Source organism: Sulfurimonas sp. NW7, assembly GCF_051132265.1.
In the GTDB taxonomy this organism is placed as follows: domain Bacteria; phylum Campylobacterota; class Campylobacteria; order Campylobacterales; family Sulfurimonadaceae; genus Sulfurimonas; species Sulfurimonas hydrogeniphila.
The window spans coordinates 624867-650641 of record NZ_CP093235.1 but is presented as its reverse complement, the minus strand read 5'-3'; the positions used below and the strand labels follow the sequence as shown (position 1 = coordinate 650641).

Annotated in this window: 28 protein-coding genes and 2 tRNA genes; 16 read left to right on the top strand and 14 right to left on the bottom strand. The window is 38.1% G+C overall.

Annotated elements, in window-relative coordinates:
- The first annotated feature begins 253 nt into the window (after nt 1-253).
- Both MLC35_RS03525 and MLC35_RS03520 read left to right on the top strand, forming a co-directional pair.
- Nucleotides 254-1849 (top strand): Na/Pi cotransporter family protein, encoded by a 1596-nt coding sequence (locus tag MLC35_RS03525; protein ID WP_346389537.1) that lies wholly within the window; start codon nt 254-256, stop codon nt 1847-1849.
- A gap of 26 nt (nt 1850-1875) precedes the next feature.
- Nucleotides 1876-2046 (top strand): rubredoxin, encoded by a 171-nt coding sequence (locus MLC35_RS03520; protein ID WP_430739208.1) that lies wholly within the window; start codon nt 1876-1878, stop codon nt 2044-2046.
- A 5-nt stretch (nt 2047-2051) separates the two neighbouring features.
- Here MLC35_RS03520 and MLC35_RS03515 read toward each other — a convergent pair whose 3' ends face one another.
- The 4 genes from MLC35_RS03515 to MLC35_RS03500 form a co-directional block, all read right to left on the bottom strand.
- The gene (locus tag MLC35_RS03515; RefSeq protein WP_434637833.1) at nt 2052-2843 is read right to left on the bottom strand and encodes an energy transducer TonB; all 792 of its coding nucleotides are present in this window, start codon (nt 2841-2843) and stop codon (nt 2052-2054) included.
- Between the two features lie 8 nt (nt 2844-2851).
- The gene (locus tag MLC35_RS03510; protein ID WP_346389535.1) at nt 2852-4027 is read right to left on the bottom strand and encodes an ammonium transporter; all 1176 of its coding nucleotides are present in this window, start codon (nt 4025-4027) and stop codon (nt 2852-2854) included.
- 448 nt (nt 4028-4475) lie between these two features.
- On the bottom strand, nt 4476-4814 hold the full coding sequence (locus MLC35_RS03505) for a P-II family nitrogen regulator (RefSeq protein ID WP_151900817.1): 339 nt from the start codon (nt 4812-4814) through the stop codon (nt 4476-4478).
- An 81-nt stretch (nt 4815-4895) separates the two neighbouring features.
- Nucleotides 4896-6206, bottom strand: coding sequence for an ammonium transporter (locus tag MLC35_RS03500; protein WP_151900818.1), 1311 nt, complete (start codon nt 6204-6206; stop codon nt 4896-4898).
- A gap of 198 nt (nt 6207-6404) precedes the next feature.
- Between MLC35_RS03500 and gyrA the strand changes: the two genes are divergently transcribed.
- The 9 genes from gyrA to MLC35_RS03455 all read left to right on the top strand — a co-directional run bounded on the left by gyrA (nt 6405) and on the right by MLC35_RS03455 (nt 16838).
- Complete coding sequence (gyrA, locus tag MLC35_RS03495; RefSeq protein ID WP_434637831.1) at nt 6405-8885, top strand: DNA gyrase subunit A; 2481 nt, start codon at nt 6405-6407, stop codon at nt 8883-8885.
- Between the two features lie 44 nt (nt 8886-8929).
- Nucleotides 8930-9496, top strand: a complete 567-nt coding sequence (locus tag MLC35_RS03490; protein WP_434637829.1) for an LPP20 family lipoprotein — start codon at nt 8930-8932, stop codon at nt 9494-9496.
- Nucleotides 9497-9879: 383 nt separating this feature from the next.
- Nucleotides 9880-11019, top strand: a complete 1140-nt coding sequence (locus MLC35_RS03485; protein ID WP_346389533.1) for a sigma-54-dependent transcriptional regulator — start codon at nt 9880-9882, stop codon at nt 11017-11019.
- Between the two features lie 16 nt (nt 11020-11035).
- A complete protein-coding gene (locus MLC35_RS03480; protein WP_434637826.1) occupies nt 11036-12067 on the top strand; it encodes an aspartate-semialdehyde dehydrogenase in 1032 nt (343 codons plus the stop codon).
- Nucleotides 12068-12586 (top strand): YqhA family protein, encoded by a 519-nt coding sequence (locus MLC35_RS03475; protein WP_346389531.1) that lies wholly within the window; start codon nt 12068-12070, stop codon nt 12584-12586.
- A 9-nt stretch (nt 12587-12595) separates the two neighbouring features.
- Nucleotides 12596-13636 (top strand): uroporphyrinogen decarboxylase, encoded by a 1041-nt coding sequence (hemE, locus tag MLC35_RS03470; protein WP_434637824.1) that lies wholly within the window; start codon nt 12596-12598, stop codon nt 13634-13636.
- Nucleotides 13620-14576 carry a radical SAM protein gene (locus MLC35_RS03465; protein ID WP_418641147.1) on the top strand — a complete coding sequence of 319 codons (957 nt, stop codon included), beginning with the start codon at nt 13620-13622 and terminating at the stop codon, nt 14574-14576. Before hemE ends, MLC35_RS03465 begins: the two co-directional genes overlap by 17 nt.
- A complete protein-coding gene (locus MLC35_RS03460) occupies nt 14577-16211 on the top strand; it encodes a Na/Pi cotransporter family protein (RefSeq protein WP_434637822.1) in 1635 nt (544 codons plus the stop codon). It abuts the gene before it with no gap.
- Nucleotides 16212-16547: 336 nt separating this feature from the next.
- On the top strand, nt 16548-16838 hold the full coding sequence (locus tag MLC35_RS03455; RefSeq protein WP_151900825.1) for a hypothetical protein: 291 nt from the start codon (nt 16548-16550) through the stop codon (nt 16836-16838).
- Nucleotides 16839-16845: 7 nt separating this feature from the next.
- On the opposite strand, the gene MLC35_RS03450 is transcribed toward MLC35_RS03455, so the two are convergent.
- From MLC35_RS03450 to MLC35_RS03430, 5 genes are all read right to left on the bottom strand, one after another.
- Nucleotides 16846-17493, bottom strand: coding sequence for a type II secretion system protein (locus MLC35_RS03450; protein WP_434637820.1), 648 nt, complete (start codon nt 17491-17493; stop codon nt 16846-16848).
- Entirely contained in the window at nt 17456-17791 is a 336-nt protein-coding gene (locus MLC35_RS03445; protein WP_434637818.1) for a hypothetical protein, read from the bottom strand. The genes MLC35_RS03450 and MLC35_RS03445 overlap by 38 nt, the downstream gene beginning before the upstream one ends.
- A 96-nt stretch (nt 17792-17887) precedes the next feature.
- On the bottom strand, nt 17888-18373 hold the full coding sequence (locus tag MLC35_RS03440; RefSeq protein ID WP_346389525.1) for a SixA phosphatase family protein: 486 nt from the start codon (nt 18371-18373) through the stop codon (nt 17888-17890).
- Nucleotides 18374-18507: 134 nt separating this feature from the next.
- A tRNA-Asn gene (locus MLC35_RS03435) sits at nt 18508-18582 on the bottom strand.
- A 22-nt stretch (nt 18583-18604) separates the two neighbouring features.
- Nucleotides 18605-18681, bottom strand: a tRNA-Met gene (locus tag MLC35_RS03430).
- Nucleotides 18682-18895: 214 nt separating this feature from the next.
- Here MLC35_RS03430 and groES point away from each other — a divergent pair.
- The 5 genes from groES to MLC35_RS03405 are packed head-to-tail and all read left to right on the top strand — an operon-like array spanning nt 18896 to nt 22433.
- Nucleotides 18896-19156 (top strand): co-chaperone GroES, encoded by a 261-nt coding sequence (groES, locus tag MLC35_RS03425; RefSeq protein WP_151900829.1) that lies wholly within the window; start codon nt 18896-18898, stop codon nt 19154-19156.
- 34 nt (nt 19157-19190) lie between these two features.
- Entirely contained in the window at nt 19191-20834 is a 1644-nt protein-coding gene (groL, locus tag MLC35_RS03420; protein ID WP_151900830.1) for a chaperonin GroEL, read from the top strand.
- Between the two features lie 6 nt (nt 20835-20840).
- The gene (locus MLC35_RS03415; RefSeq protein WP_346389524.1) at nt 20841-21695 is read left to right on the top strand and encodes a patatin-like phospholipase family protein; all 855 of its coding nucleotides are present in this window, start codon (nt 20841-20843) and stop codon (nt 21693-21695) included.
- Nucleotides 21696-21743: 48 nt separating this feature from the next.
- Nucleotides 21744-22193, top strand: coding sequence for a hypothetical protein (locus MLC35_RS03410; RefSeq protein ID WP_434637816.1), 450 nt, complete (start codon nt 21744-21746; stop codon nt 22191-22193).
- Nucleotides 22194-22433 (top strand): hypothetical protein, encoded by a 240-nt coding sequence (locus MLC35_RS03405; RefSeq protein ID WP_151900833.1) that lies wholly within the window; start codon nt 22194-22196, stop codon nt 22431-22433.
- 21 nt (nt 22434-22454) lie between these two features.
- On the opposite strand, the gene exbD is transcribed toward MLC35_RS03405, so the two are convergent.
- The 5 genes from exbD to pyrC are packed head-to-tail and all read right to left on the bottom strand — an operon-like array spanning nt 22455 to nt 25759.
- Nucleotides 22455-22844, bottom strand: a complete 390-nt coding sequence (exbD, locus tag MLC35_RS03400) for a TonB system transport protein ExbD (protein WP_151900834.1) — start codon at nt 22842-22844, stop codon at nt 22455-22457.
- Nucleotides 22834-23280: a TonB-system energizer ExbB gene (exbB, locus tag MLC35_RS03395; RefSeq protein ID WP_188109973.1), complete on the bottom strand. Its 447-nt coding sequence runs from the start codon at nt 23278-23280 to the stop codon at nt 22834-22836. Before exbB ends, exbD begins: the two co-directional genes overlap by 11 nt.
- The gene (locus MLC35_RS03390; protein ID WP_151900835.1) at nt 23271-24113 is read right to left on the bottom strand and encodes a sensor histidine kinase; all 843 of its coding nucleotides are present in this window, start codon (nt 24111-24113) and stop codon (nt 23271-23273) included. Before MLC35_RS03390 ends, exbB begins: the two co-directional genes overlap by 10 nt.
- On the bottom strand, nt 24103-24762 hold the full coding sequence (locus MLC35_RS03385; RefSeq protein WP_151900836.1) for a response regulator transcription factor: 660 nt from the start codon (nt 24760-24762) through the stop codon (nt 24103-24105). Before MLC35_RS03385 ends, MLC35_RS03390 begins: the two co-directional genes overlap by 11 nt.
- A complete protein-coding gene (gene pyrC, locus MLC35_RS03380; protein WP_151900837.1) occupies nt 24752-25759 on the bottom strand; it encodes a dihydroorotase in 1008 nt (335 codons plus the stop codon). Before pyrC ends, MLC35_RS03385 begins: the two co-directional genes overlap by 11 nt.
- Nucleotides 25760-25775: the final 16 nt, after the last annotated feature.

Sequence of the window (25775 nt, the reverse complement as noted above, 5' to 3'; positions counted from 1 at the left end):
TCTGCTCACGTACAGCTTGTTCTAAAAGGCTAGGATTAATATCCTCTATGGAATATACAGCATCATGCACTTGATTACAAGCTTCTGGCAGACTAAAACATCGTAATAGGTTTTGAGTATTGGGTAGTGTTTGTATTGCTTTGGCATACTATCAAGGTTATCAACCTTACTGACCAACTTTTCTCACTTTCAAACAATCATTAGAAATTTATGTCATAATAACATTATCCTATAAAGAGGGAACAACATAGTTATGCATTCATGGACTACACTTTCCCAGGCATTTGGGGGCATCGGTATTTTTATACTTGGTATGATTATCATGACCCAGGGTTTACATGCTCTTGCCGGAGATACTATCAGAAATGCTTTAATTCGTTTTACAAAAACACCCACTACCGGAGTTATAACAGGAGCTGTCAGTACCGCTGTTTTACAGTCATCAAGTGCTACAACAGTTGCTGCTGTAGGGTTTGTATCTGCAGGATTATTAACATTTCCCCAAGCACTCGGTATTATCTTTGGCGCAAATATCGGTACCACTATTACAGGATGGATGGTAGCACTTCTCGGATTTAAACTCAAACTGGGCACTCTGGTTTTGCCTTTTATACTTGTAGGGTCAAGTTTAAAACTTTTTTCAAAAGGAAAAGCAGCGGATATCGGTTTTGCCATTGCCGGATTTGGTCTAATTTTTGTCGGTATCAGCTTTATGCAAGAGGGCATGTCTGTCTATAAAGACATCATTTCACCTGAATACTTTCCGGGAGATTCTTTTTTTGGCCGATTTGAGCTCTTCTTACTTGGGATTCTTGTCACAATTATCACACAGTCATCAAGCGCAGGTGTTGCAGCGACACTCACAATGATTTACGGAGGTGCCATCAGTTTTGAGCAGGGAGCAGCCTTGGTAGTCGGCATGGATGTAGGTACAACAGTTACAGCGGCTTTAGCAACCATAGGTGGCTCTGCAGAAGTAAAAAGAACCGGCTTTTCACATGTTGTATACAATATATTTACCGGTATTGCCGCGCTTTTTTTAATAGCACCCTACACTCTGTTCTTTGAATCTTTCGCGCCCGGTTTTTTCATGCAACAGGCTGAAATTGTCTTAGTACTGTTTCATACTTTTTTCAACTTTTTAGGTGTCATTGCAATTATACCTTTTACAATACCTTTTGCGCATCTTATGGAAAAAATCATACCCGAACCAAAACAAAAGTATATACAGGATTTTGATCCTGCATTACTTGAAAATATCCCTTTGGCTTTGAGTGTTGTGCAAAAATCTCTTGAAAATGAATTCAAAACGTTATTGCGGTATATGCTCTATTTACTTGGAGCGAAAAAAAATGCACACAAAATCAATCTGCATACTTTTGACAAGCTTTTAGATGAAACACAGAATTTCTTAGACAAAATTAATTTAAAAAATACACAGGATGCAAACTGGCAACGGCTTATCAGTCTCATTCATGTTATTGACCATCTGCAACGGCTTTTTGACCGATGCCGTGAAGATGAGCACAAAGCACTGTTTCTTCAGTCATCACCCTTGTTGGTATTAGAAAAAAATCAATTTATTGGGCTTATTCAAACAAGTCTGCAACTCCTTGAAAAAACATCCTTACAGGAACTAGCCAATTATACACAGCAGAGCAACTATGACATTGACAGGAAAACAGAACAAAAGAGAGAAGAAATAACACTGTTAATGGCCGACGGGACAGTTAGCATAGATGAGGGCACCTACCACTTAGAAGCAATTCGGTGGCTGCAACGTTCATCGGTACACATTACACGTATTGCATATCATCTGCAACAGGCACTGCTCAATGCAGGAAAATAAGATATAATAAGTAACAGGAGCCAGTTATGGATAAATTGCAAAAATATAAATGTGTGTTTTGCGGTCATATTTATGACCCGAAAATCGGTGATGAAAAAAGTGGCATTCCTCCCGGAACAGCTTTTGAGGATCTTCCTGAGAACTGGAAATGTCCGGGTTGCGGTGCCCAAAAAGAGTATTTCAAGCCTGTTGAGTAAAACTGTTATTGGAGAGAGTATCGAATCGGTACACTCAACATTATATCTGTTTTCGGCTTTGGAAATTTTCCTGAAAGCTCAGCGATTGTTTTAATCGCCGCACGCGTCAAGATACCACTGCTTGAAGATATTGTTGTAATTTGTATAACAGTAGCATCTTTTAACAGCATAAAGCGAACAGTAACAGAACCCTGTATGCCTCGCTTACGTGCCATTCGCGGATAGTAGAGGTTTTCTTTTATCAATTGGGCAATCTGTGCCAGATTTTCCTGCAAATACGCTTCTTTCTCACTCACCTTTTTTTCAACAGTTTTTTTTGTCCTCTTTTCCCTGCGAAGATTTTCTTCTGCAACAGGCATGTTTTTCACGACTTCTTCTACTTTTTTTTCCGGTTTCTCTTCTGCTGTTTGTTCTATTCTTTTTTCCAGTTTTGTCTTTTCTTCAATCTTCGCCTCTTTTATCGTTTCTTCTTTCTTTTTAATCTGTTTTTTTAAAGGAATTTTTTTCTTAATTTTCTTGGGTTTTTGTTGGGTTTTTTGTTTTTTGGGAGGAATCACTTTTTTATGTTGCGGGATTTTTTTCGCTTTTTTTTCAGAGATAACTTTTTTTCTCTCTTTTTTCTTCTTATGTGTTTCTTCAGCCTGTTGTTTGATACATCTCAAATTTACACACACTCTTTTTTCTTCTTCAACAAATGCGGCAGATGAGACCACATACTTATAAACACCAAACAGGCTCAGCAGAATAAGCGCATGAACGAGCAAAGAAAGAAAAAGAGACTTTGAGTGATTAAGCATACATTATTTTAAATGGCGCGTTTAAATTCAGGATAGGCTTCAACGCCAACCTCATTGACATCAAGCCCCTCTACCTGAATATCATCCTCTGCTCTGAATGCAACAATCTTGTTGATAATGTAAATAACAATATAGGAACTCACAAATGCAAAAACTCCGATGACTACAATCCCTTTGAGTTGTGAAACCAGTGACACTTTATCAACAAAAATACCAACAGCGAGTGTACCCCAAATACCGTTGACAAGGTGAACAGAAAGTGCACCTACAGGATCATCAAGTTTTAATTTGTCAAACATTGGTACAGCAAAAACAACAAGTGCACCGCCAATGGCACCAATCAGGATTGGTGTGTACATGTCATACAAATCAGGTCCTGCAGTAATTGCAACAAGCCCTCCAAGCGCACCGTTTAATATCATTGTGATATCTAAAAGCTTATAGCGTGCATACATGATAACAGCTGCAATGATTGCACCCGCCAAACCTGCCGTATTTGTATTCATAATCGTTTTTGCAACCGTATCGGCATTTTCGATACTTGAAATAGAACCGACACTGCCACCGTTAAATCCGAACCATCCTATCCATAAAAGAAGTGCTCCAAGAACCACAAGCGGTACATTTGATGCAGGTATCACTTTTATTTTTCCGTCTTTGTATCTGTCTTTTCTTGGTCCCATAATCAAAATCGCAGCCAGCAATGCCCAGCCTCCGGTGGAGTGAATAACAGTTGAACCTGCCAAATCATACATGTCAATATCCAACACTGTTCCCGCAAGAAGATCAGCGCCCCAGCTTACATTAACAATCAAAGGATAAATAACAGCACCCATAACAACCGTAAATATCATCAGTGGTATAATTTTTACACGCTCACTCACTCCACCACTCATAATATTTATAGTTTTACCGACAAATGCCATCTGAAACAAAAATGCCGCCCATATACTCATAGAAGAGTTTTCCCAGGAACCAAACGCAAGAGAGTAGCCGACAAGTAAAAATGCCATAGATGCTACCGCATAAATCATGGTATTTACCGTCAAAACAGAAGAGACATTTTTTGTTCTTACCAGTCCGGCTTCAAGCATGGCAAAACCCGGAACCATTAAAATAATCAAAACCATAGAAAAAAGTGTAAAGAAAGTATCCAGTATGTATTTGAAATCAGCTTCAGACATTATAAACCTTTAACCCGGATTATGCAACAGAAAACTCAAGAAAGTCTCTATCATTGTACCCAAGGCACATTCATAAAATTATTGACCAACCAAAAAGGTTGGCACAACAATTTTCTAAACATCCCTTGGACACAAGCATAGAACCTACTTATTATTTTCTATTGCATAATTCGGGTTTAAATTGAACTTAAAAGCTGAGTGTAGCAAAATCTTTATATTTTAAAAATTAAATCATTATTTTTAAATGCCAAAGAAGTCAATATGTGGATTTTCTACTCCTTGTAAAGGAGTCGGCTTGAGTGCCATAGCGGCCAGCGAAGCCAAAGGGGGTGGGATACCGCCATTAAGTTAAGCATTTTTTTGCAACGCGGACTTCAGTCCTGGCTGAAAGTGGCAAGACATTGCAACAGCCGGTACTGAAGTACCGGTTCCGAGAAAGCATTATTGTTTAGATAGCTTCCTCGTCAGTTTCACCTGTACGAATTCTGATAATTTTTTCTATGTCGCTTACAAAAATCTTACCGTCTCCGATTTTACCTGTACGTGCTGCTTCAACAATTGTTGCCGTAACCTGTTCTACCATGTCTGCTGTAACAACCATTTCCATTTTTATTTTCGGTAAAAAATCAACCACATACTCGGCACCGCGGTACAATTCGCTATGCCCTTTTTGACGGCCATAGCCTTTTACTTCACTTACTGTCATACCGTCAATACCGATTTCTGCCAGTGCATCTTTTACATCTTCCAGTTTAAATGGTTTGATAACCGCTTCTACTTTTTTCATTATCACTACTCCAAAGTTTTATTATTTATCAATTGTAACCATTTTTGATTACAAAATCAATACACTAATCCCAAAAAGAGATTAGTTATTCATGTATCTTTCACCTTGAACAGATTCATCCAGACCCATTGTTTCTTCATCTTCACTTACACGTGAACCACCAGTCAATGCAGTAGCAACATAGTAAACAACAACAGTACCGATAAGAGTGAACAGTCCAACAATAACAACAGACTCAACCTGAACAATAAACTGTCCTATTCTGTCACCTGATTCTTTCAGCGGTCCGTCCCATAACAGATCATTGTCTTTTAAAGCCAAAAGACCGGTTGCAAGTGCACCAAACAAACCAGCTAAAAAGTGAACACCGAATGCATCCAAAGAGTCATCATAACCAAGTTTCTTTTTAAGCACAGTCACACCCCAAAAAGCGAAGAGCGTTCCAACGATACCAACGATAAAAGCACCACCCACACCAACAAATCCGGCAGCAGGCGTAATAGCGACAAGTCCAGAAACAGCACCTGTAGCAAGTCCCAGCAATGTAGGCTTTTTATAAATAACCCACTCAGCAAGCATCCATGTAATAGCAGCTGCGGCAGTTGCTATCGTTGTAGTCAGGAGTGCTACACCGGCAATGGCATTCGCTCCAAATGCAGACCCTGCATTGAATCCGTACCAGCCAAACCATAAAAGAGCTGCACCAAGCGCAGTCAAAAGCACTGTAGCAGGTTTCATTGCAGACTTAGGATATCCGACACGTTTGCCAACAAGAACAGCAAGAACCAAACCGGCCAGACCACCATTCATATGGACAACTGTACCACCGGCAAAGTCTAAAGCACCTAAATCAAAGAGATAAGCACCGTCTCCACCCCAAACCATATGAGCAACAGGAGCATACACGACAAGTCCCCAAAGAGCCACAAATACCAGCCATGTAGAGAATTTAATACGTTCTATAACCGAACCTGCAGCAATAGCTACTGTAATAGCTGCAAATGTACCCTGAAATGCCACAAATACATAGGTAGGATATGTTCCGCTTAAATCATGCCAGCTGATTCCGTTTAAGAAGACATTACCGAATCCACCCATTACATTCTGAACAGCGGCAGACTCTGCTGTACCAAATGCTATAGAATAACCGGCAGCAATCCAAACGACAAATGCAACTACAAACGCTCCAAAAACCATAGCGTATGTATTGAGTACATTTTTACTTCTTGTCATACCTGCATAAAACAGTGCAAGACCTGCAGGTGTCATCAATAATACTAATGCAGTTGACATCATCATCCATGCTGTATCACCTGTATCAAGTGTTGCTGTATCCTCCGCAAATACGAATGTTGGTAAAGCAAATAAAAATGCTAATAACCATTTCTTCATGTGAATCCTTTTGTTGAATATTTTCAAAACAAAGTATAGAATAATTACATCTTTTTTTTCAGCTTAAACTGATTAATTTTTAAGCAGCTTTTACAATTCCTCTATTATTTATTCAATTACACAAAAATTCATCAGTTTTAAACATTTTATTAAGCGACAATAAGATAATATATATAAATTTAAATTTTAGGTGTTTCAATGAGCAACTTGTTAAACAATGGTGATATACAAAGTATAAATATAGAAGAAACTCTTCAAAACAGCTATCTTGATTACTCTATGAGTGTTATTGTCGGTCGTGCCTTGCCTGATGTAAGAGACGGGCTCAAACCTGTTCATAGAAGAATTCTTTATGCAATGGACAAACTCAATCTCTCATTTGGTGCAAAGTATAAAAAATCAGCACGTATCGTCGGTGATGTTATCGGTCAGTACCACCCTCACGGAGATACAGCTGTTTATGATGCACTCGTGCGAATGGCGCAGGATTTTTCCATGCGGATGGAACTTGTAGACGGACAGGGAAACTTCGGTTCGGTTGACGGTGACTCAGCTGCTGCGATGCGTTATACGGAAGCCCGTATGACAAAATATGCAGGTGAACTTTTAAAAGATTTGGAAAAGAACACTGTCAATATGATAGACAACTATGACGGTACAACAAAAGAACCGGATGTAATGCCGACACGTGTGCCGAACCTTTTAATAAACGGTTCTTCAGGGATTGCGGTCGGTATGGCAACAAACATTCCTCCCCACAACCCTACTGAAATTATGAACGGACTCAAAGCACTCCTGGAAAATCCCAATATTACACTTTCTGAAATCATGGAACATATCAAAGCGCCTGATTTTCCGACAGGTGGCATTATATTTGGAAAAAAAGGGATTATGGATGCCTATGAAACAGGGCGTGGCCGTATAAAAGTACGTGCAAAAACACATATTGAGAAAAAAGGAAACAAAGACGTCATTGTCATTGATGAGCTTCCTTATCAGGTAAACAAAGCCCGTCTTATTGAAAACGTTGCCAATTTGGTTAAAGACAAAATGATAGACGGGGTAAGCGAAATCAGAGATGAATCCGACCGGGACGGTATGCGCGTTGTCATTGAGCTCAAGCGTGACACAATCAGTGAAATTGTTTTAAATAATTTATTTAAACAAACTGCAATGCAGACAACCTTCGGTATCATAATGCTCTCCATTTTAAACCAGGAACCAAGAATTTTTGGTCTTATTGACATACTCAAGCATTTTATCAACCACCGAAAAACTATTATTATCCGTCGTACAATTTTTGATTTGGAAAAAGCAAAAGCGCGTGCACATATTTTGGAAGGTTTGAAAAAAGCAATAGATATTATTGATAAAGTCATTCGTACTATCCGTGCTTCCACAAATGAAGAAGAAGCAAAAGAAAACCTGGTAACAGAGTTCGATTTTTCAGAAATCCAAGCTGCAAGCATTGTTGCAATGCGTCTTGGTCGTCTTACAGGACTTGAAATTGAAAAAATAGAAAATGAATTGGCAGAACTTATGAAACAAATTGAGTTTCTTGAGTCAATTCTACAAAGCGAAAAAGTACTGCACGGTATAATAGGTGATGAATTTGATGAAATTTTACAAACATATACCACAAAACGAAGAACTGACATCGAAGATGACTATGATGATATAGACATAGAAGACCTGATTCCCAATGAACCGATGGTTGTCACAATTACACACAGAGGATACATCAAGCGTGTACCGCTTGCAAGCTATGAAAAGCAAAAACGCGGAGGCAAAGGAAAAACTGCTGTTACAACCTATGAAGATGACTTTATAGAAAACTTCTTTACATGTAATACGCACGATACGCTCCTTTTTGTGACAGACAGAGGACAACTCCACTGGCTGAAAGTCTATCGTATACCTGAAGGAAGTCGTACAGCCAAAGGAAAAGCTGTTGTCAATTTACTTAATTTAATGGCGGATGAGCAAATTCAGTCTATTATTCCGACAACTGATTTCAGCGAAGAGAAATCTTTGGTTTTCTTTACAAAAAACGGAATTGTCAAACGAACAAATTTAAGCGAATTCAGCAATATCAGAAGCAACGGTGTCAGAGCAATTGTTCTTGATGAGGATGATGCGCTCATTACAGCAAAAATTGCGGACAAAAGCATTAAATACCTCTTTATTGTGACAAAACTTGCACAGTGCATCAAATTTGAAATTGAAAAAACCCGGGAACAAGGACGAAGTACACGTGGAGTAAGAGGGATTAAGTTCAAGTACGAAGGTGATGAAGTCGTCGATGCAAACATTATAGCAAGTGATGATCAGGAGATTTTGATTGTCGCTGAAAAAGGGATAGGAAAACGTACGGATGCAGGAGAATACAGACTGACAAACCGTGGCGGTTCCGGTGTCATTGCCATGAAAATGACTGCAAAAACAGGCAAACATATTGTCGGCTGCCTAATGGTAGATGAGGGCATGGATATGATGGCGCTCACAAAAGCCGGTAAAATGATACGTGTTGATATGCAGACAATCTCCAAATCAAGCAGAAACACTTCCGGGGTCTATATAGTAAAAGGGGATGAAGTTGTCAGTATTTCACGCTGTCCGAAAGAAGAAAAAAGCGAAGAGGATGAGGAAGACACATCTCCTTCTTTAGACTTGGAATAGTAATTGCTGAAAGTCAAATACTACTTAATAAAGAGGAACTTAGCATGAAAAAAAATATCATTACAGGAAGTGTTATTACTATCTTAGCATTAGGATTTTCAGCCTGTGCCTATAAACAACAGTGTGGCACTGACGAATGTGGTCATTCATATATAGATAGAACATACAGAAGTTACAACACTACTAAACAATGTAATGCACAAAAGCCGCCGATAGTGAAACAAAAAGTAAAAACTATTCAAACAGCAAAAAAAACATTACCGACACTACCTAAGAACACACAAGTTCTGCAGTGTAACAAACCGCTCAGAATCAGCGTTGTAGGGCAAGGTGTTGCACCATGCAATGGAGCATGTTCACCAGCACAAGCCTTAGCCTTAGCAAAAAGAGCTGCCATAGCAGATGCATATCGTCTTATTGCAGAAAAAGTAAAAGGTGTGTACGTAGAGGGAAATGATTATGTGAAGAATATGATGATTAAAAAATCAACAATTCGTACACATGTGGCAGCATGTTTAAGAAATACTAATATAGTAGAGACAAGCTTTAAAGATGGTCTATGTCAAGTAGAAATGGAAATAAAGCTTAAATATGCGGATATTATTCGTTAATTTTATTCTACTTTCTACTTTAGCATATGCTGACTTTTACTACATATCCTATAAATATGTGGTAAAAGATTTTCAACTTTATAATGAACAAATTCTTGTTTCAAAAGCAATGCAGTCCTGCTCTGGCAGCATCAGTCAATCTGTAATCTTTCAAAAAGAAAACAATAAAACATTTGAAAAGTTCATAAAAGAAAAAAAAGAAAAAATGATTGATTTTTTCCAAAAACTCGGACTACATGTAAAGAGTTATGACTCTTTTGATACAGTCAATTCACACACAAATACCACAATTACTTTTTTCACACAATGCTTCAAAGTCGATTTTAATGATAATTTTGTTAGAATATCAGCTTTAAAATAGCCGAATAAAAACAGGACTTTTTGTGAAAATAGCCATAGTCGAAGATGATATCAATATGCGTAAATCTCTTGAAATTGCTATGGGCGATTACAAAGAGTTTAGAGTAAAAACATTTAAAAATGCCAAAGATGCACTTAAAGTCCTTGATGACAGTTTTGATCTGGTCATTACCGATATCAATATGCCCGGAATGGACGGCATAGAATTTGTCAAAGAACTGGGCGGCAGATACGAAGTTATTATCATGACAGGGAATGCAACACTGAGTCGGGCTATCGAATCTATCCATCTTGGTGTCAAAGATTTTTTGCTCAAACCTTTTGATGTAGACACGCTTGTCGATGCGATTAAACGCGAGGCAGTTGTCCAAAAAGTAAAAAAATCGGCGCAAAAAAGCAAAAAAACGACGAATGATTTTTTAGGCTCGTCTGAAGCACTTACAAAAGTTTTAGGCATTGCCCAAAAGGCTTCCAAAACAGATGCAAGTATTTTGCTTTTGGGAGAAAGCGGTGTCGGCAAAGAAGTTTTTGCTTCTTATATACACAAAAACTCTCCAAGAGCAAAAAAACCCTTTATTGCTATCAATATGGCGGCAATTCCTGAGAACTTGATAGAGAGTGAGCTTTTTGGCTTTGAAAAGGGGGCATTTACCGATGCGACCGAAGCTAAAGCGGGACAGTTTGAACTGGCAAACGGAGGAACACTCTTTTTGGATGAGATAGGGGAAATGCCCTATGGTGTTCAGGCAAAGCTGCTTCGGGCCCTACAGGAAAAAGAGGTGCGCAGACTTGGCTCTGCAAAAGCCATTAAAATAGACATACGCGTCGTTTCGGCAACAAACGCAAATTTAAACGAGAAGATAAAAAAAGGAGAATTCAGAGAGGACCTGTATTACAGACTCAATACTATTCCTCTCCATATTCCACCTTTGAGAGAAAGAAAAGACGAAATATTGGAAATTGCACAAAAGATGATTGCACACAACTGTCAAAAGTATGGTTTTGATACAAAAAGGCTCTCTGCTGAGGCAGAAAGTGAGCTTTTATCATATACCTGGCCCGGAAATATTCGAGAGTTGCTTTCAGTAGTGGAGCGTTCTGTCATACTCAGTGAAACCAGTGAAATTCAAAAAGACGAACTTTTTTTAAATAACAGAAAATAGAACAGGAGAAAATTGAATGAAAAAATATAATGTAGCTGTTGTCGGTGCAAACGGTGCTGTCGGTGAAGAGATCTTAAGAGTATTGGAAGAAATTGATTTTCCTCTTAAAAAACTGGTACCGCTTGCAAGTGCAAGAAGCGTCGGCAAGCAGGTAGAGTTTAACAAGGAAAGCTTTGATATTATAGAACTGACACATGATGTCTTTGAAAAAGAAGAGGTGGATATTGCCCTCTTTAGTGCCGGAGGCAGTGTCAGCGCAGAATTTGCCCCTTCCGCAGTTGCAGCAGGTGCTGTTGTAATTGACAACACCTCTCACTTCAGAATGGATCCGAATGTTCCTCTTGTTGTCCCTGAGGTCAATCCTCAGGATATTGCGCAATGGAAAGAAACAGGAATCATAGCCAACCCAAACTGTTCCACTATCCAAATGGTACAGGCACTCAAACCTCTTGACGAAGCATATGATTTGGTTCGTGTTGATGTTGATACATACCAGGCAACCAGCGGTGCAGGAAAAACCGCTATGGAAGAGCTGGTCAGCCAAATGCAGGCATTTTTTGCCTTTAAACTTGATGAAGCAGAGCACAAGGCATTCAACCATCAGATTGCACTCAATGTCATCCCTCAAATTGATGTATTTACAGACAACGGTTACACGAAAGAAGAGATGAAAATGGTGAACGAGACAACAAAAATCATGCACAAAGAAATTGCTCTGAGCGCTACCTGTGTTCGTGTTCCGACACTTCGCGGTCATGCAGAATCAATCACTATGACTTTTGATTCTAAAATAGATGCAAACGAAGCAAGAGAAATCCTAAAAAAAGCACCCAACATAGTGGTTTTGGACAATCCTGATGAAGCACTCTACCCTATGCCTGCTGCATGCATAGACAAAAATGAAACATTTGTCGGGCGTATCAGAAATGACCTCTTTTCAAACAATATGCTGCATATGTTTGTCGTTGCAGACAATTTAAGAGTAGGCGCTGCTACAAATGCAGTAAGAATTGCCCAAAAATGGATAGAGATGGAAGAAGGATCGTAAATGATTGAAAAAATCTTTGAAAGCGGACTCTGGAGTTCGCGCTTTATGGTTTTAATGGCCGTAATTTTCGGTCTGATCGGAGCTGTAGCGCTTTTTATTGTTGCAAGTTTTGACATATATGATACAGCTAAACTTGTAATAAACACCTATGTGAACCATCATCACCCGGAGCACTTTCATGAACTGGTTGTCGGTGGAATTATAGGTGCCGTGGATTTATATCTTATCGGCGTTGTTATGCTGTTGTTTTCTTTCGGATTGTATGAATTGTTTATCTCGGATATTGATGCGGCGAGAGAAGATACTACGAGAGAAAACAAAATTTTGTCTATTCACTCGCTTGATCAGCTCAAAGACAAAATATCCAAAGTAATTGTGATGGTTTTGGTTGTAGGCTTCTTTAAAAAAGTGGGACTTGCAAGCTACCAGACACCGTTAGAATTACTCTATTTGGCTTTATCTATTACTGCCGTTGCTGTCGGTTTGTATTTTTTAAGTAAAGTCGGACACAATCACTAAGGAAAAAAAATGGGAATAAAAAATAAAATATTTGTAGATGCATGTTTTGGAAAAGAGACACCATACACTCCCGTATGGATGATGAGACAGGCGGGGCGTTATCTGCCGGAGTATATGGCAGTACGTGCCAAAGCAGGAGATTTTTTAAATCTTTGTCACAATCCGGAAATGGCCTGTGAAGTCACTCTTCAGCCTGTAGATATAGTTGGTGTTGATGCGGCTATACTTTTTAGCGATATCCTTGTAATTCCTGATGAAATGGGTATGGATTTGTCATTTGTCAAAGGAGAAGGCCCGAAATTTTCTGACCCGATTAAGAATGAGGAAGATATTGACAGGCTCACAGGCGGGGAAGAAGCTGCGAGCAAACTTACCTATGTGTATGACACCATCAAACTCATTAAAACAAAGCTTGCTGAGGACAAAGCTCTCATAGGTTTTACAGGTTCCCCGTGGACACTTGCAACATATATGATAGAAGGACAGGGAACAAAAACATACAATGTATGCAAAAAAATGATGTATTCAAACCCTGAACTTCTGCACAAAATTCTTGCAAAAGTGACTGAGGTCGTAAAACTTTACATGCAAAAACAGATAGAAGCAGGCATAGATGTTGTACAGATTTTTGACTCTTGGGCTGCTGCGATTGAGCCAAACAAATATGATGAGTTTTCCTGGAAATATATGGTAGAAATTGCCGAATATCTAAAAGAAAAATATCCCCATATTCCTGTAATTATGTTTCCCAAAGGCATTCCGGCATTTTTAGATAAAATATACGGCAATTTCGATGTTTTCGGTGTTGACTGGTCCACACCTATGGAACTGGCCAAAGAAAAACTCGGTGACAAATATGTTCTTCAGGGCAATATGGAACCATGCCGTCTATACTCAAAAGAAGCAACGACTGAGGCGGTAGAAGAGATTCAAAATATTATGCAGGGAAAACGCCATATATTCAACCTCGGACACGGAATCCTTCCAGATGTTCCTGTTGAAAATGCAAAGCACTTCATACAAGAGTGCCACCGTGTCAGCAAAAAATAATATCATCTTCGGACCTGTCAACTCACGCCGTTTCGGTATGAGTTTGGGTGTGGATCTTTCACCATCAGCAAAACAGTGCAATTTTGACTGTCTTTACTGCGAACTGGCACCAAGTGCGACAGTAAAAGAACAGACACTTATCGTTTCAGTTGATGAAATTATTACTGAACTGCGTAAGCACCTTCATGATAAAATAGATGTCATAACACTGACTGCCAACGGAGAACCTACACTCTACCCTCATCTTGACAGACTTATAGATGCCATAAATGAGATAAAAGAAGATACTCAAACATTGATACTGACAAACAGTGCTACGCTTGTTACTGAAAAAGTTTTCAACTCCCTTTTAAAACTTGACCAGGTAAAACTTTCTCTTGATGCTGTAAGCCATGAAATATTTAAAAAGATAGACAGACCCCATCCTTCTATCAAGATAGAAAATGTTGTCCAAAAAGTCATAGATTTTTCTCAAAAATATAGAGGAAAACTTTTTATAGAGATTCTCTTTGTACATGGCTTGAATGATACAAAAGAGGAGATACAAAAACTAAATGAAGTTTTGCATAAAATAAAATGTCAGAGAGTAGATATCGGTACGATAGACAGACCTCCGGCCTACCCTGTGACAGGAATAAGCTACAAAGAGCTGCATACCATAGCCCTTATGTTTGATGCCGATTTACCCATCCATATAGCTTCACGGCTCCATGCAGAGCCAAACAATTCCTATTATACAAAAGAAGATGTACTCAATACTTTAGACAAGCGTCCTTTGACTCCGGAGGATATTGCTCTGCTTTTTGATGAAAAAAGCAGAGAGAACCTGAACAATTTGCTTACATGTAATGCTGTCATGGTTAAAAAGGTCGGAAATTTAGAATTTTATGTTCCCGCCGACAATCTGAAAAGAAAGCGTCAACCTGGCAACGGACACTAGATGGAGCATTATAAGATTTGGATTGAAGCCTTTTCCGGTTTGGGACTTTTCCTCTTCGGAATGCTTTACCTTGAAGAACAAATCAAATCTTCCGCAGGGTATGCTTTTAAGCGATTTGTCCAAAATGCAACAAAAACACATTTTAAAAGCCTGCTTACAGGAATCTTTTCAACAGCTGTATTTCAAAGCTCTTCCGTAGTGACACTTATGGCTCTTTCTCTTGTCGGAACCCAGCTGATGAGTTTGCAAAGCAGTATAGCCATTATACTCGGAAGCAATATAGGAACAACTGTCACTGCATGGATTGTTGCTGTTATCGGCTTTAACATGGATATAAAACTGCTCTCCTATGCTGTTATAGGAATAGGAGGCATGGGACAGGTCTTAAGTTCTGACACATCCAAATGGAAAAACTATTTTGGTGTTTTGGTTGGTTTTGGTCTTATATTTTTAGGGCTTGAGGGAATGAAAGAGAGTTTTAGTGACAGTGCCCGAAACTTTGATATGACCGCATATCAGTTTTCGACACCCTACTGGTATGCTTTAATAGGACTCGCTTTAACCGCTGTCATACAATCAAGTTCAGCTTCCATAGCCATTGCACAAAGTGCGCTTTACACACATGTAATCGGTTTTGAAGCTGCAGCTGCTTTTGTAATTGGAACAAATATAGGAACAACCGTAACAGCTTTACTTGGCAGTATTGGCGGTATTGCGGATAAAAAAAGAGTGGCACTGGCCCATTTGCTTTTCAATGTCTCTACCGGAGTTATCAGTTTACTCTTTTTATATCAATTGATTAGTTTGGTAAATTTTGCATTTCCGCATACAGACGGCGTTATAAAAATTGCAATTTTTCATACCTTGTTTAACATACTGGGCGTTCTTATCTGGTATCCTTTTATATCATTTTTAACGGCATTTACACAAAAATACTTTCACCAGGCACAGGACAAAGTTACAAAATTTATATGTAATGTATCTACAGAAGTTCCACAAATTGCTATAGAAGCACTCAAAAAAGAGATAGAGCATCTTTTGAAAAAAGTTCAGGAGTTTGCCCTGCTTGCCATCAATGTGCCTCCGTCAAAAGTTCTTGACGAGCATATGGCGATAGATAAAATTTTAGATAAATACACCCACAGTTTTAATGTAGAATTTGAAAAAGTATATGAAAAAATACGTCTTTTGGAAGGTGAAATATACCGTTATGCCTCTGAACTTTCTGCTGTCAATAATGATGAAGAGTACAATGATAAGCTAAACAGACTCATAAAAGAAGTCAATTATCTTGCCACTGCCGCTAAAGTCATAAAAGATATGCTGTATGATTTGGATTATTTTTATAATGCACATACAAAAGAAGAACAGCAGTTTTACAAAAACATACGCTATCAAATACTCAAAAATATTCAGGCTTTTAACAAAGCCATCCAGGGAGATGAAGATTCCATGAAAGAGATGGATGAAATTTACAAAAGAATTGCGGATGCTTACAGAAAAAGCACTCTTATAATAAAAGATATTGCAAGAAACCATAGTATCAAATCTGATGTGACGACTATGGCAATCAATGACATGCACTCAGTAAAGAGTTTTTCAAAGTCTATGTACAATATACTGAAATTAAACTAATTCTAAAATTTAAAAAAACAATCTAATTTTATTTCTTCAAATAAAAGCATACTTATAGATTCTTTTTTTTATATACTGCGTGCAGGGGCATACTGACTGACTTTAGATCCTCTTTTTATATGAATGATTATCATAATTATTTAAATTCTTATAATATAATAAAATCTGATATATAATTATTTATAATCTCCGGTTTATTTTACTGTAGTTAAATAATTAAATATTATTTAAGAAAAGATTTTCAGTCTTATTTGATAAGATTTTATACAAGACATTTGAATCAGAAAAAATAACTTTTTATGATTATTATGTGCTCTTGACAATTAAGGAGAAGAGATGCCTAAATCAGCATTATCAATAGCTACAATTCAGTTGCCGAATTCAAGGTATGGAGAGATAAGTGTTGCTCATATTGAACAACCGTATGGTGACTTCAGCAGTCCCGTCGTTAGTATAGGAATTTCACTTGAAGGGGATGACGACCATGACTGGAAAGTACATTTGCCTTATGAAAAACTCGATGAAGTTATCAAAGCACTTGAAGAAGCCCGTGATATGAGTGATACTATGCCCCGAAATGACAAACATTATCTTGACCTGCATGCCGAAATTGGTGGTGGAGCGTAAGTGCGCTTCACGGTTCAATACTCGCATATCCTGTTTCCGGTCTGATAGTTATAGTAACATTCTCATCACTGCCGTTTGCAAGTGTAAGATTACAATCAACGGTTAAAAGTGCACCATTATTACCCGGTACAGTATATGCAGCCGTTGTTGCGGCAAGACTTCCGACAAGCGGTCTGCCTAAATGATCGAAACTGATTATAGACTGATTGGCACAGCCGCCAGAAGTTGTAACTGAAGTTACCCCTTTTAAAACTACACTACTTATATCAGTGTCAGTTTGCGGATCTTTTGCAAATCTTGTGTTATTATCACTCACTATGGAAAACCTGTTGCCATTCAAAACAATTTGCCACCGGTCTTTGTACCAAGTATTATTTTGGGTAAACTTGTCATCTATGATTGCCAAATGCTGTGTATATCTGATTTGTGAAAGTAAATGAACAGCTGCTTCAGCAACCGGGTTTGTCTTTACTCTGGGGAGAATAACAGCAGCCAATATCCCAATCACAACTATTACAAATACCAGTTCCAGTAATGTAAATGCTTTTTTCATTAATACTCTCTCTTTTAGTCTGCCTGTAGATTCTATTTTTTTTATTATATCAAAATAGTTGTGTTTAAGCACAACCACATCCACTGCCGCAGCTGCCGCCATTGGACTTCTGTGTTGATTCAAGAGACCAGTCATCGGTAGATTCACAGCCAACATCACAACTCACACCTGTGCTGCAACCAGAAACCGCGGTAGCATTCAAAGCCACTCTTATTACAAACTTATCACCTTCGGCCAACTGTGCATCAAAAGTGTGTTTCCCGCAGAACTCTTCATTCATAAGTTCAGCTACTATATTTGCATACTTATATGCTTCTTGCTGTGTTTGAAATGTAACATTGTTTTCGTATTCACTTTTTTTAAAACACTCACACTCTTTTTCCATTTGTACCGTATACATAAAATATTCCTTTGAATTATTAATTATCTCAGTATAGTATTTATTAGCAAAATAAGCATACTTTATAAAAAGTAATTTTTCTTTATAAATGTTTTTTTATTTTTTCGGATAATCAATAAATAGCAACTTGGCATTGTCACTATCTATATCTTTCCATTGTTTACATGTAAAAGCGATACTGACAATGCCGCAGGTTGGCAAATTTTCTGTATAACCTGCATAATGCTCTGCTAATTCATTCAGCCCCGGATTATGTCCTACCAAAAACACGGTATTGTATTTGTCGTCAATATCCATAAGTATATCTTCCAACGTACTCACGTCAGCTTCATAAATATTTTGGTCATAAACAATTTTCTTTTGATTATAGTGAACCTTCTTTGCAATACTCTCTGCCGTCATCTTCGCTCGTTTTGCAGGACTCGACAAAATAAGATCAGGCATAATCTTTTTTTTGCGAAGTCTTTCGCCCATCATTGGAGCATCATGCCTGCCTCTTTTGTTTAAAGGCCTGTCAAAATCATCCAAATCCATATTTTTCCAACTCGATTTAGCATGTCTTATTATATAAAGTGTTTTCATAATTATGATCCTTTGTTCTGTGTTATGCTAGCAGAAATTGATAAAAAACAGGCAAATACCGATGAGTCTTGAAAAAAATGCTGTGAGTAAATAAATTTGTTGGAAAGTTTGTATATAAAGGGTTATAATTGATGTGGCTCCGGATACTGGATTCGAACCAGTGACCAAGTGATTAACAGTCACCTACTCTACCGCTGAGCTAATCCGGAATATGTAAAATTATCTTAAAAATGGTGTCAGAGGGGGGACTTGAACCCCCGACCCCCGGCTTATGAGACCAGTGCTCTAACCAGCTGAGCTACCCTGACATCGTTTAAGAGGGTGGAATTATACATATATTAAACTTTATTTTTACTAAAACAGGCTTTTAATTGAGTAATTTGGACACATACAGCAACTTGTCAAAGAACTTTACATGTAAGAATAAGGTAAGCTTAGTCAATATGACTAAAGGTATTGACATTTTTACTTTTTTCTTGTAATATTCTTCTCATAAATTAATCATATTTGTAAGGAGATATAATGAATTTTACACCTTTAGGAAAAAGAGTATTGGTTAAACGTGTTGAAGAGGCTAATACTACGAGTTCAGGTATTATTATCCCTGATAATGCAAAAGAGAAGCCTTCTCGCGGGGAAATTGTAGCAGTAAGTTCAGAGGTGAGTGAGCTAAAAAAAGGTGATGAAGTTATTTTTGGTAAATACTCCGGAAATGAGGTTACACTTGATGGTGATTTATATATAGTAATAGATGTTGATGATATTTTCGGAATCATTGGTTAAGTAAAAAAATTAAAAAATATAAGGAGTTTAACAAATGGCAAAAGAGATAATATTTTCAGATAACGCAAGAAACAAACTGGCACGCGGAGTTGAAAAACTCACAGATGCGGTAAAAGTGACAATGGGACCTCGCGGTCGTAATGTTTTGATACAAAAAAGCTATGGTGCGCCTAGTATCACAAAAGACGGTGTATCTGTTGCCCGTGAAATTGAGCTACAGGACAACCTGGAAAACATGGGAGCACAACTTGTAAAAGAAGTTGCTTCAAACACTGCGGATGAAGCCGGAGACGGAACAACAACGGCAACAGTGCTTGCAAATGCGATTTTCAGCGAAGGGCTTAGAAACATCACGGCAGGTGCAAACCCTGTTGAAGTAAAACGCGGAATGGACAAAGCATGTGATTCAATTTTGGAGCACCTAAAAGCCGCATCGAAATCTATTAAAGACAAAAATGAAATTGCACAGGTTGCAACTATTTCTGCAAACTCCGATGCAAAAATAGGAAACATGATAGCAGAAGCTATGGAAAAAGTCGGTCAGGACGGTGTAATTACTGTTGAAGAGGCAAAAGGTATCGTAGATGAGCTTGATGTTGTTGAAGGTATGCAGTTTGATCGTGGGTATTTAAGCCCGTATTTCATTACAAATACTGAAAAAATGACAGCAGAAATCGAGAATCCTTATATCTTACTGGTTGACAGTAAAATTGCATCACTCAAAGATCTGCTGCCGGTTTTAGAACAGGTACAAAAGACAAACCGTCCTTTACTTATTATCGCTGAAGATGTAGAGGGTGAAGCACTTTCAACTCTTGTTGTGAACAAACTTCGCGGTGTACTCAACATTTCCGCTGTAAAAGCACCAGGCTTTGGAGACAGAAGAAAAGCAATGCTGCAAGATATTGCAACATTGACAGGCGGTACTGTAATTTCTGAAGAAACCGGTTATACTTTGGAGGGTGCAGAAATTTCTATGCTTGGCCAGGCATCACGTGTTGTCATAGACAAAGACAATACAGTCATCGTTGACGGTGCAGGAAGTGAAGAAGCTGTCAAAGCCCGTATATCTGAAATAAAAACACAGATTGAAGCAACTTCCAGCGAGTATGATAAAGAAAAACTGCAAGAACGCCTTGCAAAACTCAGCGGTGGTGTAGCCGTCATCAAAGTCGGTGCTGCAACTGAGACTGAAATGAAAGAGAAAAAAGACCGTGTTGATGATGCGCTTTCGGCTACAAAAGCAGCTGTTGAAGAAGGTATAGTCATCGGTGGTGGAGCGGCACTGGTTCATGCTGCTGCAAAAGTAAATATTGATAACCTTGAAGGCGATCAAAAAATCGGTGCTGAGATTATATTACGTGCCGTGAAAGCTCCTATAAAACAGATTGCACAAAATGCAGGATTTGACACAGGTGTTGTTGTCAATGCAATTCAAAATGCAGAAAATGAAAATATTGGTTTCAATGCGGCAACAGGTGAATATGTAGATATGTTTGAAGCGGGTATTATCGATCCGTTTAAAGTTGAACGTGTTGCGCTTACAAATGCGACTTCCGTTTCAAGCCTGCTCCTTACTACAGAAGCGGCAATTTTTGAAATTCCAAAAGAAGAAGCTCCTGCAGCAGATATGGGAGGAGGAATGCCTCCGCAAATGGGAATGCCGGGAATGATGTAAGAAGCAGTGAGTAAAAAAACTGTCTCCTTGGTTCTTGGAAGCGGTGGTGCCCGTGGTCTGGCCCACATTGGCATCATCAGATACCTCGAAGAAAACGATTACGAAATAAAATCTGTTTCAGGATGTTCTATCGGTGCACTCGTCGGTGGATTTTATGCAGCCGGAGTGCTGCATATTTATGAAGAGTGGCTCCAGCAGATAGATACTCTTGAAATGCTAAAACTGCTTGACTTTAAAGGTTCAGGCGGTCTTGTATCAGGGCAGAAACTGATGCAAAAGCTTGAAAACCTTGTCGGCGACTGCCTCATCGAATCTTTAGATATAAAATTTACAGCTGTCTGTACAGATATAGAAGCTGAGAAAGAAGTATGGATTAACAGTGGTTCTTTATTAAGTGCCATTAGAGCGTCCATCTCTCTGCCTCTTTTTTTCACTCCTTTTATCACACCATCAGGAAAAAAACTTGTTGACGGCGGGGTACTCAATCCGGTACCTATTGCGCCAACATTTCATGATGATACAGACCTTACTATTTCGGTAAACCTGGGTGCTGAAGCTGCTCCTGATATGCCAATAAAAAAACGTAAAAAAACTGACACTCCAATACGGCAAAAACTGCAACACTATCTGAAGACTCTCTCATTACCCGATACATTTGTCAAAGAAGACAATATGTACAGCATTGCAAACAAATCTTTTGAAACACTCCAGGGAGCACTCGCCCGTATGAAACTTGCAGCTTATCCTTCTGATATAGAAATAGATATACCCAGAAACCTGTGCAACACTTTTGACTTCGACAAAGCAGAAGAATTGATTGCCTATGGTTACAATTTATGCAAAAAAAGAGCTGATTTATAATTTATTGTCTTATAATGACTACACTTATACATAACGAAAGGAAAACAGATGAGTAATAAAATTTTCATAATAACAGTCTTTATAGGAAATATTGCATTTGGTGGTGTTTTACCAAAAATAGATCTGCAGGGAACCATTCACACAAAAAGCACAAACAGTTTTAGAGCAAAAGTCAGCAAAAAACTTTTTGAACATGGTCTTGACAAAAAAATCGCAAAAGCCAACGTTGACAATGTACTTCTTCATGATGATGCTCTTAATGAGTTGATGACACAAAACATTCTCAAAAACATCCCTTTGCTCAAAGATGAAGATATATTAAACTTTATCACACACTCTGCCTTACGAAAAAAAACAGTCGATTTGAGTTCCTATGCCACACTGGTTTCTTTGGTGCAAAAACACGCAGCCGCTTTCATAGATAAAGAATTAATCTCACAAATAGAACAGACAAGCATTGAAAATGAAAAATTAAAATCGATGAAGGTTTTTGTTTAAATGAAGATTGAAAACCCGTTTGAGTCTGGGCATATAAAAAACTATATTTTACTTTATGCAAGTGTTGTCATAATAATGATTTTATTTTTCTTCGCTTCAACACTCTTTCAAGAAGATGCAAAAAAAATAGAAAAAAAGAGTTTTAATACAAAAGCACCTGAATTAAAAAAGCCACAGGCTGCAAACAAAAAAACATCTGTAAAAGAAAAAAAGTTTAAACTGCTGCAGACAAATTACTAAAGGGCACCTCTGAATGTAAAACTACTCTTTCGTAACTATATACAACTGTTCGTGTCCCAGTTTCTTTAAAATATCCATCACATTTACAAAGTCCTGAAACTTGGACTCTTTGTCACTTCGAAGCACTACCGTCTGGTCTTTGGAAACAGCAGAAAGTTTTTGTTGTAACTCTTTGAGGTTTACTTTCTCTTTGTCAAAAAATATCTCACTTTTTGCATTCACATAAACCGTCACCTCTTTTTTTGTATCTTCTTTTTCTGTTGCTTTTGCTTCTGGCAAATTCACGGGAATAACGCCCTGCTTTATAAAAGTAGCTGTTGTCAGCACCATGACAAGCAGAACAAGCATAATATCTATAAAAGGAATGACATTGATCTGGTCAAACTTTTTAAACTGTTTTTTACACTTCATGGGCCACATCAAACTTTGTTAAAATTCTTTCAACTTTACGAAGAAGAATTGTATAGGCTACAATAGCCGGCATAGCCACAACAAGTCCCATCGCCGTAGCTTTGAGTGCAAGAGCGAGTCCTATCATGATTTTTTTTGCATCTACTGCACCCAAATCACCCAAAGTATAAAAAGTGATCATAATACCGATGACTGTTCCAAGCAGACCCACATAGGGTGCATTTGTTCCTATTGCACTGATGACATTGATATTGTCCGTTAAGTCAAGTTCTAAATTGTCTCTGTGTTTATAATCTTCTATACGTACACTCTTGTAAAACATCATTCTCTCAATAAAAAGCCACAAAGTGACAATACTCATAAGAATCAAGGTTCCCATAACACCATAATCAAGGGCCTGTTCTGCATATGTCATTATATCATTTGTTATTTGCATTCATATTCCTGTTTAAATTTTAATTCTACTGTTGTTCCAATATTTTTTGATGACTGCAACAGTAATTCTATATTGTTTCTTTCGCAAAATCTTTTGACAAGATTTAATCCTATGCCAAAACCCTGCATATTTTTATTTGACTGGTAATAGTTGTCAAAAATACGAACAAGTTCAACCTCATCCATCCCTATTCCGTAATCTTTTATTTTTATACTGTTGTTTTTTACCTCAATATCTATATTTCTTGAAGTGCCTGAGTATTTTACCCCATTATCAATAATATTGTCAATTACTTTTCCCAAACCTTTTTGATCGCTCAATACAGGCATTTTTTCCAACACAAGATTAAATTTCATTTGAGGATATATTTTTTTTACAAAGCCAACTCTCTGTTTGACTAACTCATCAACAAAAAACTCCTCTTTTATCTTTTGATTTGTTTGCATCTTAATCAGATAATCCAATTCATTATAACGCTCTTTAAGCATCATACAGGCTGTATTTATACGTCCAATGCGTTTGAGTATTTTCTCATCATGGCAATTTTTACCTAAAAGCTGTGTCGTTGTTGTAATGGTGCTGATAGGCAGATTAAGCTCATGGAGGGTCTCTTTTGAAAGGTTTTGCAACTCTTGAACATACTCAGCCAAGGGATCAACTGCAAGTTTGGATATAAATACTCCTGAAAGTATAACAATACAAAGAACAATAAAAGCAAACATATAAAGATTCTCTACATGTAATACGTTGAGAAAGTAGTATCCGAGCAGTAAAAAACCTGCTACAGTAAAAAAGTAATAAATAAAGATAATTATTCGAAGATTACGAAACAAGTTTGTATCCGATGCCGCGAATATTTTCTATGCACATAGTAGGCAGTAATTGTTTGAGTCTGTTTATATAGACGCGTATAGCGCCATCACTTCCTCCTCCGTCAGCCGTTGTCCACAACTCTTCATATATCAGCTCTTTTGGTACAGGAGAGTTGACATGATTCATCAGCAATGCTAAAAGTTCATACTCTTTTTTTGAAAGTTCCAAAACCGTTTTATTATAATAAATACATTTATGCAGCTTGTCATGACACAGTTCACCTATACATTCCGCTTCTTTTATCTTGGTTCTTTTTATAAGCGCCTGTATGCGAAATAAAAGTTCTGCATTGTCAAAAGGTTTTGTTAAAAAGTCATCACAACCGCTTACAAAACCACGATGAAGCATCTCTTTTTCTTTATGCGAAGTGAGAAAAATGGCAGGTGTTTCATCCTGGGCAGAGCGTAAATCACCGAGCAGAGAAATACCGTCTATAAGAGGCACATTGATATCCAAAAGATAAATATCAAACTTTGTATCATAGGTGGCATCAAGAGCATCCTGCCCGTTTGGATAATGAAGCACTTCATACCCCTCTTCCTCGAGTAAGTCCACCAGGGTCTCCCCAAAAAGAAGGTCATCTTCAAGCAGCAGTATTTTAATCGACACTCTCTATAGCCCATCCTATCGTTTCACCCGCATACATAGGCACAACTCCTGCATAGTTCTGGGGAACTACAAAGGGTCTTTTTTCAAGCGTCACTTCTTTAAACTCAGGACAGATTCCGTAAATATTTTGTGCATTGTCACTGACAAATGCCTGTAAATTATCCAACTTGTCAAACTGGTCAAATATTTCTGTCAGAAGCTGTAGTGAAATCGGTGCGGTAAAAATACCCGCCGCACAGCCACAGGACTCTTTTTTATGCTGAGGATGCGGCGCAGAATCTGATCCGAACATTACTTTTGGATGCGCTTCAAGTGCTACACTTAAAAGTGCATCCAAATCTTCCGGTCTTTTGGCAATCGGTTTGCAAAAAAGGTGCGGCCGCATCAATCCGCCGATGACATCATCCAGCGTTAACAGCAGGTGATGTACAGTAATCGTCGCATACAAATTCGGATATTTGTCCAGCATGGCAACCGCTTCTTTGGTTGTAATATGCTCCATTATAATTTTCAAATCAGGAAAATTCTGTGCCAAAAGTTCATAAATACTCATAAACTCCGCTTCTCTGTCCATCACAAAACCATCCGTCTCACCGTGCACGCATAAAGGAATACCCAAACTGCTCATCGTCTCCAAAGTAGTACGCATCTCTTCTATATCAAAAGAGCTGACACCGCCCTCTGAATTTGTAGTAATTCCCGCAGGATAGAGTTTAATCGCTGTTATTTCATCTACTATGCTTTCTAAAAAAGCTTTATCATAATTTTTATAAAACAGTGTCATGTAGGGTTCAAAATAATCATTTGGCACAGCCGCCATAATCCGCTCTCTGTACGCCAAAAGATCTTCTCTTGTCTCAACAGGAGGCACAAGATTGGGCATCACTATGGCCCCGCTGTAACTGTATGCCGTCAAGGGCGCTACATTTTCAAGCATTACACCGTCACGAAGGTGCAGGTGCATATCCAGAGGCATCAAAAGTGTATGGGTTTTCATAAAAATTTCCTTAAGT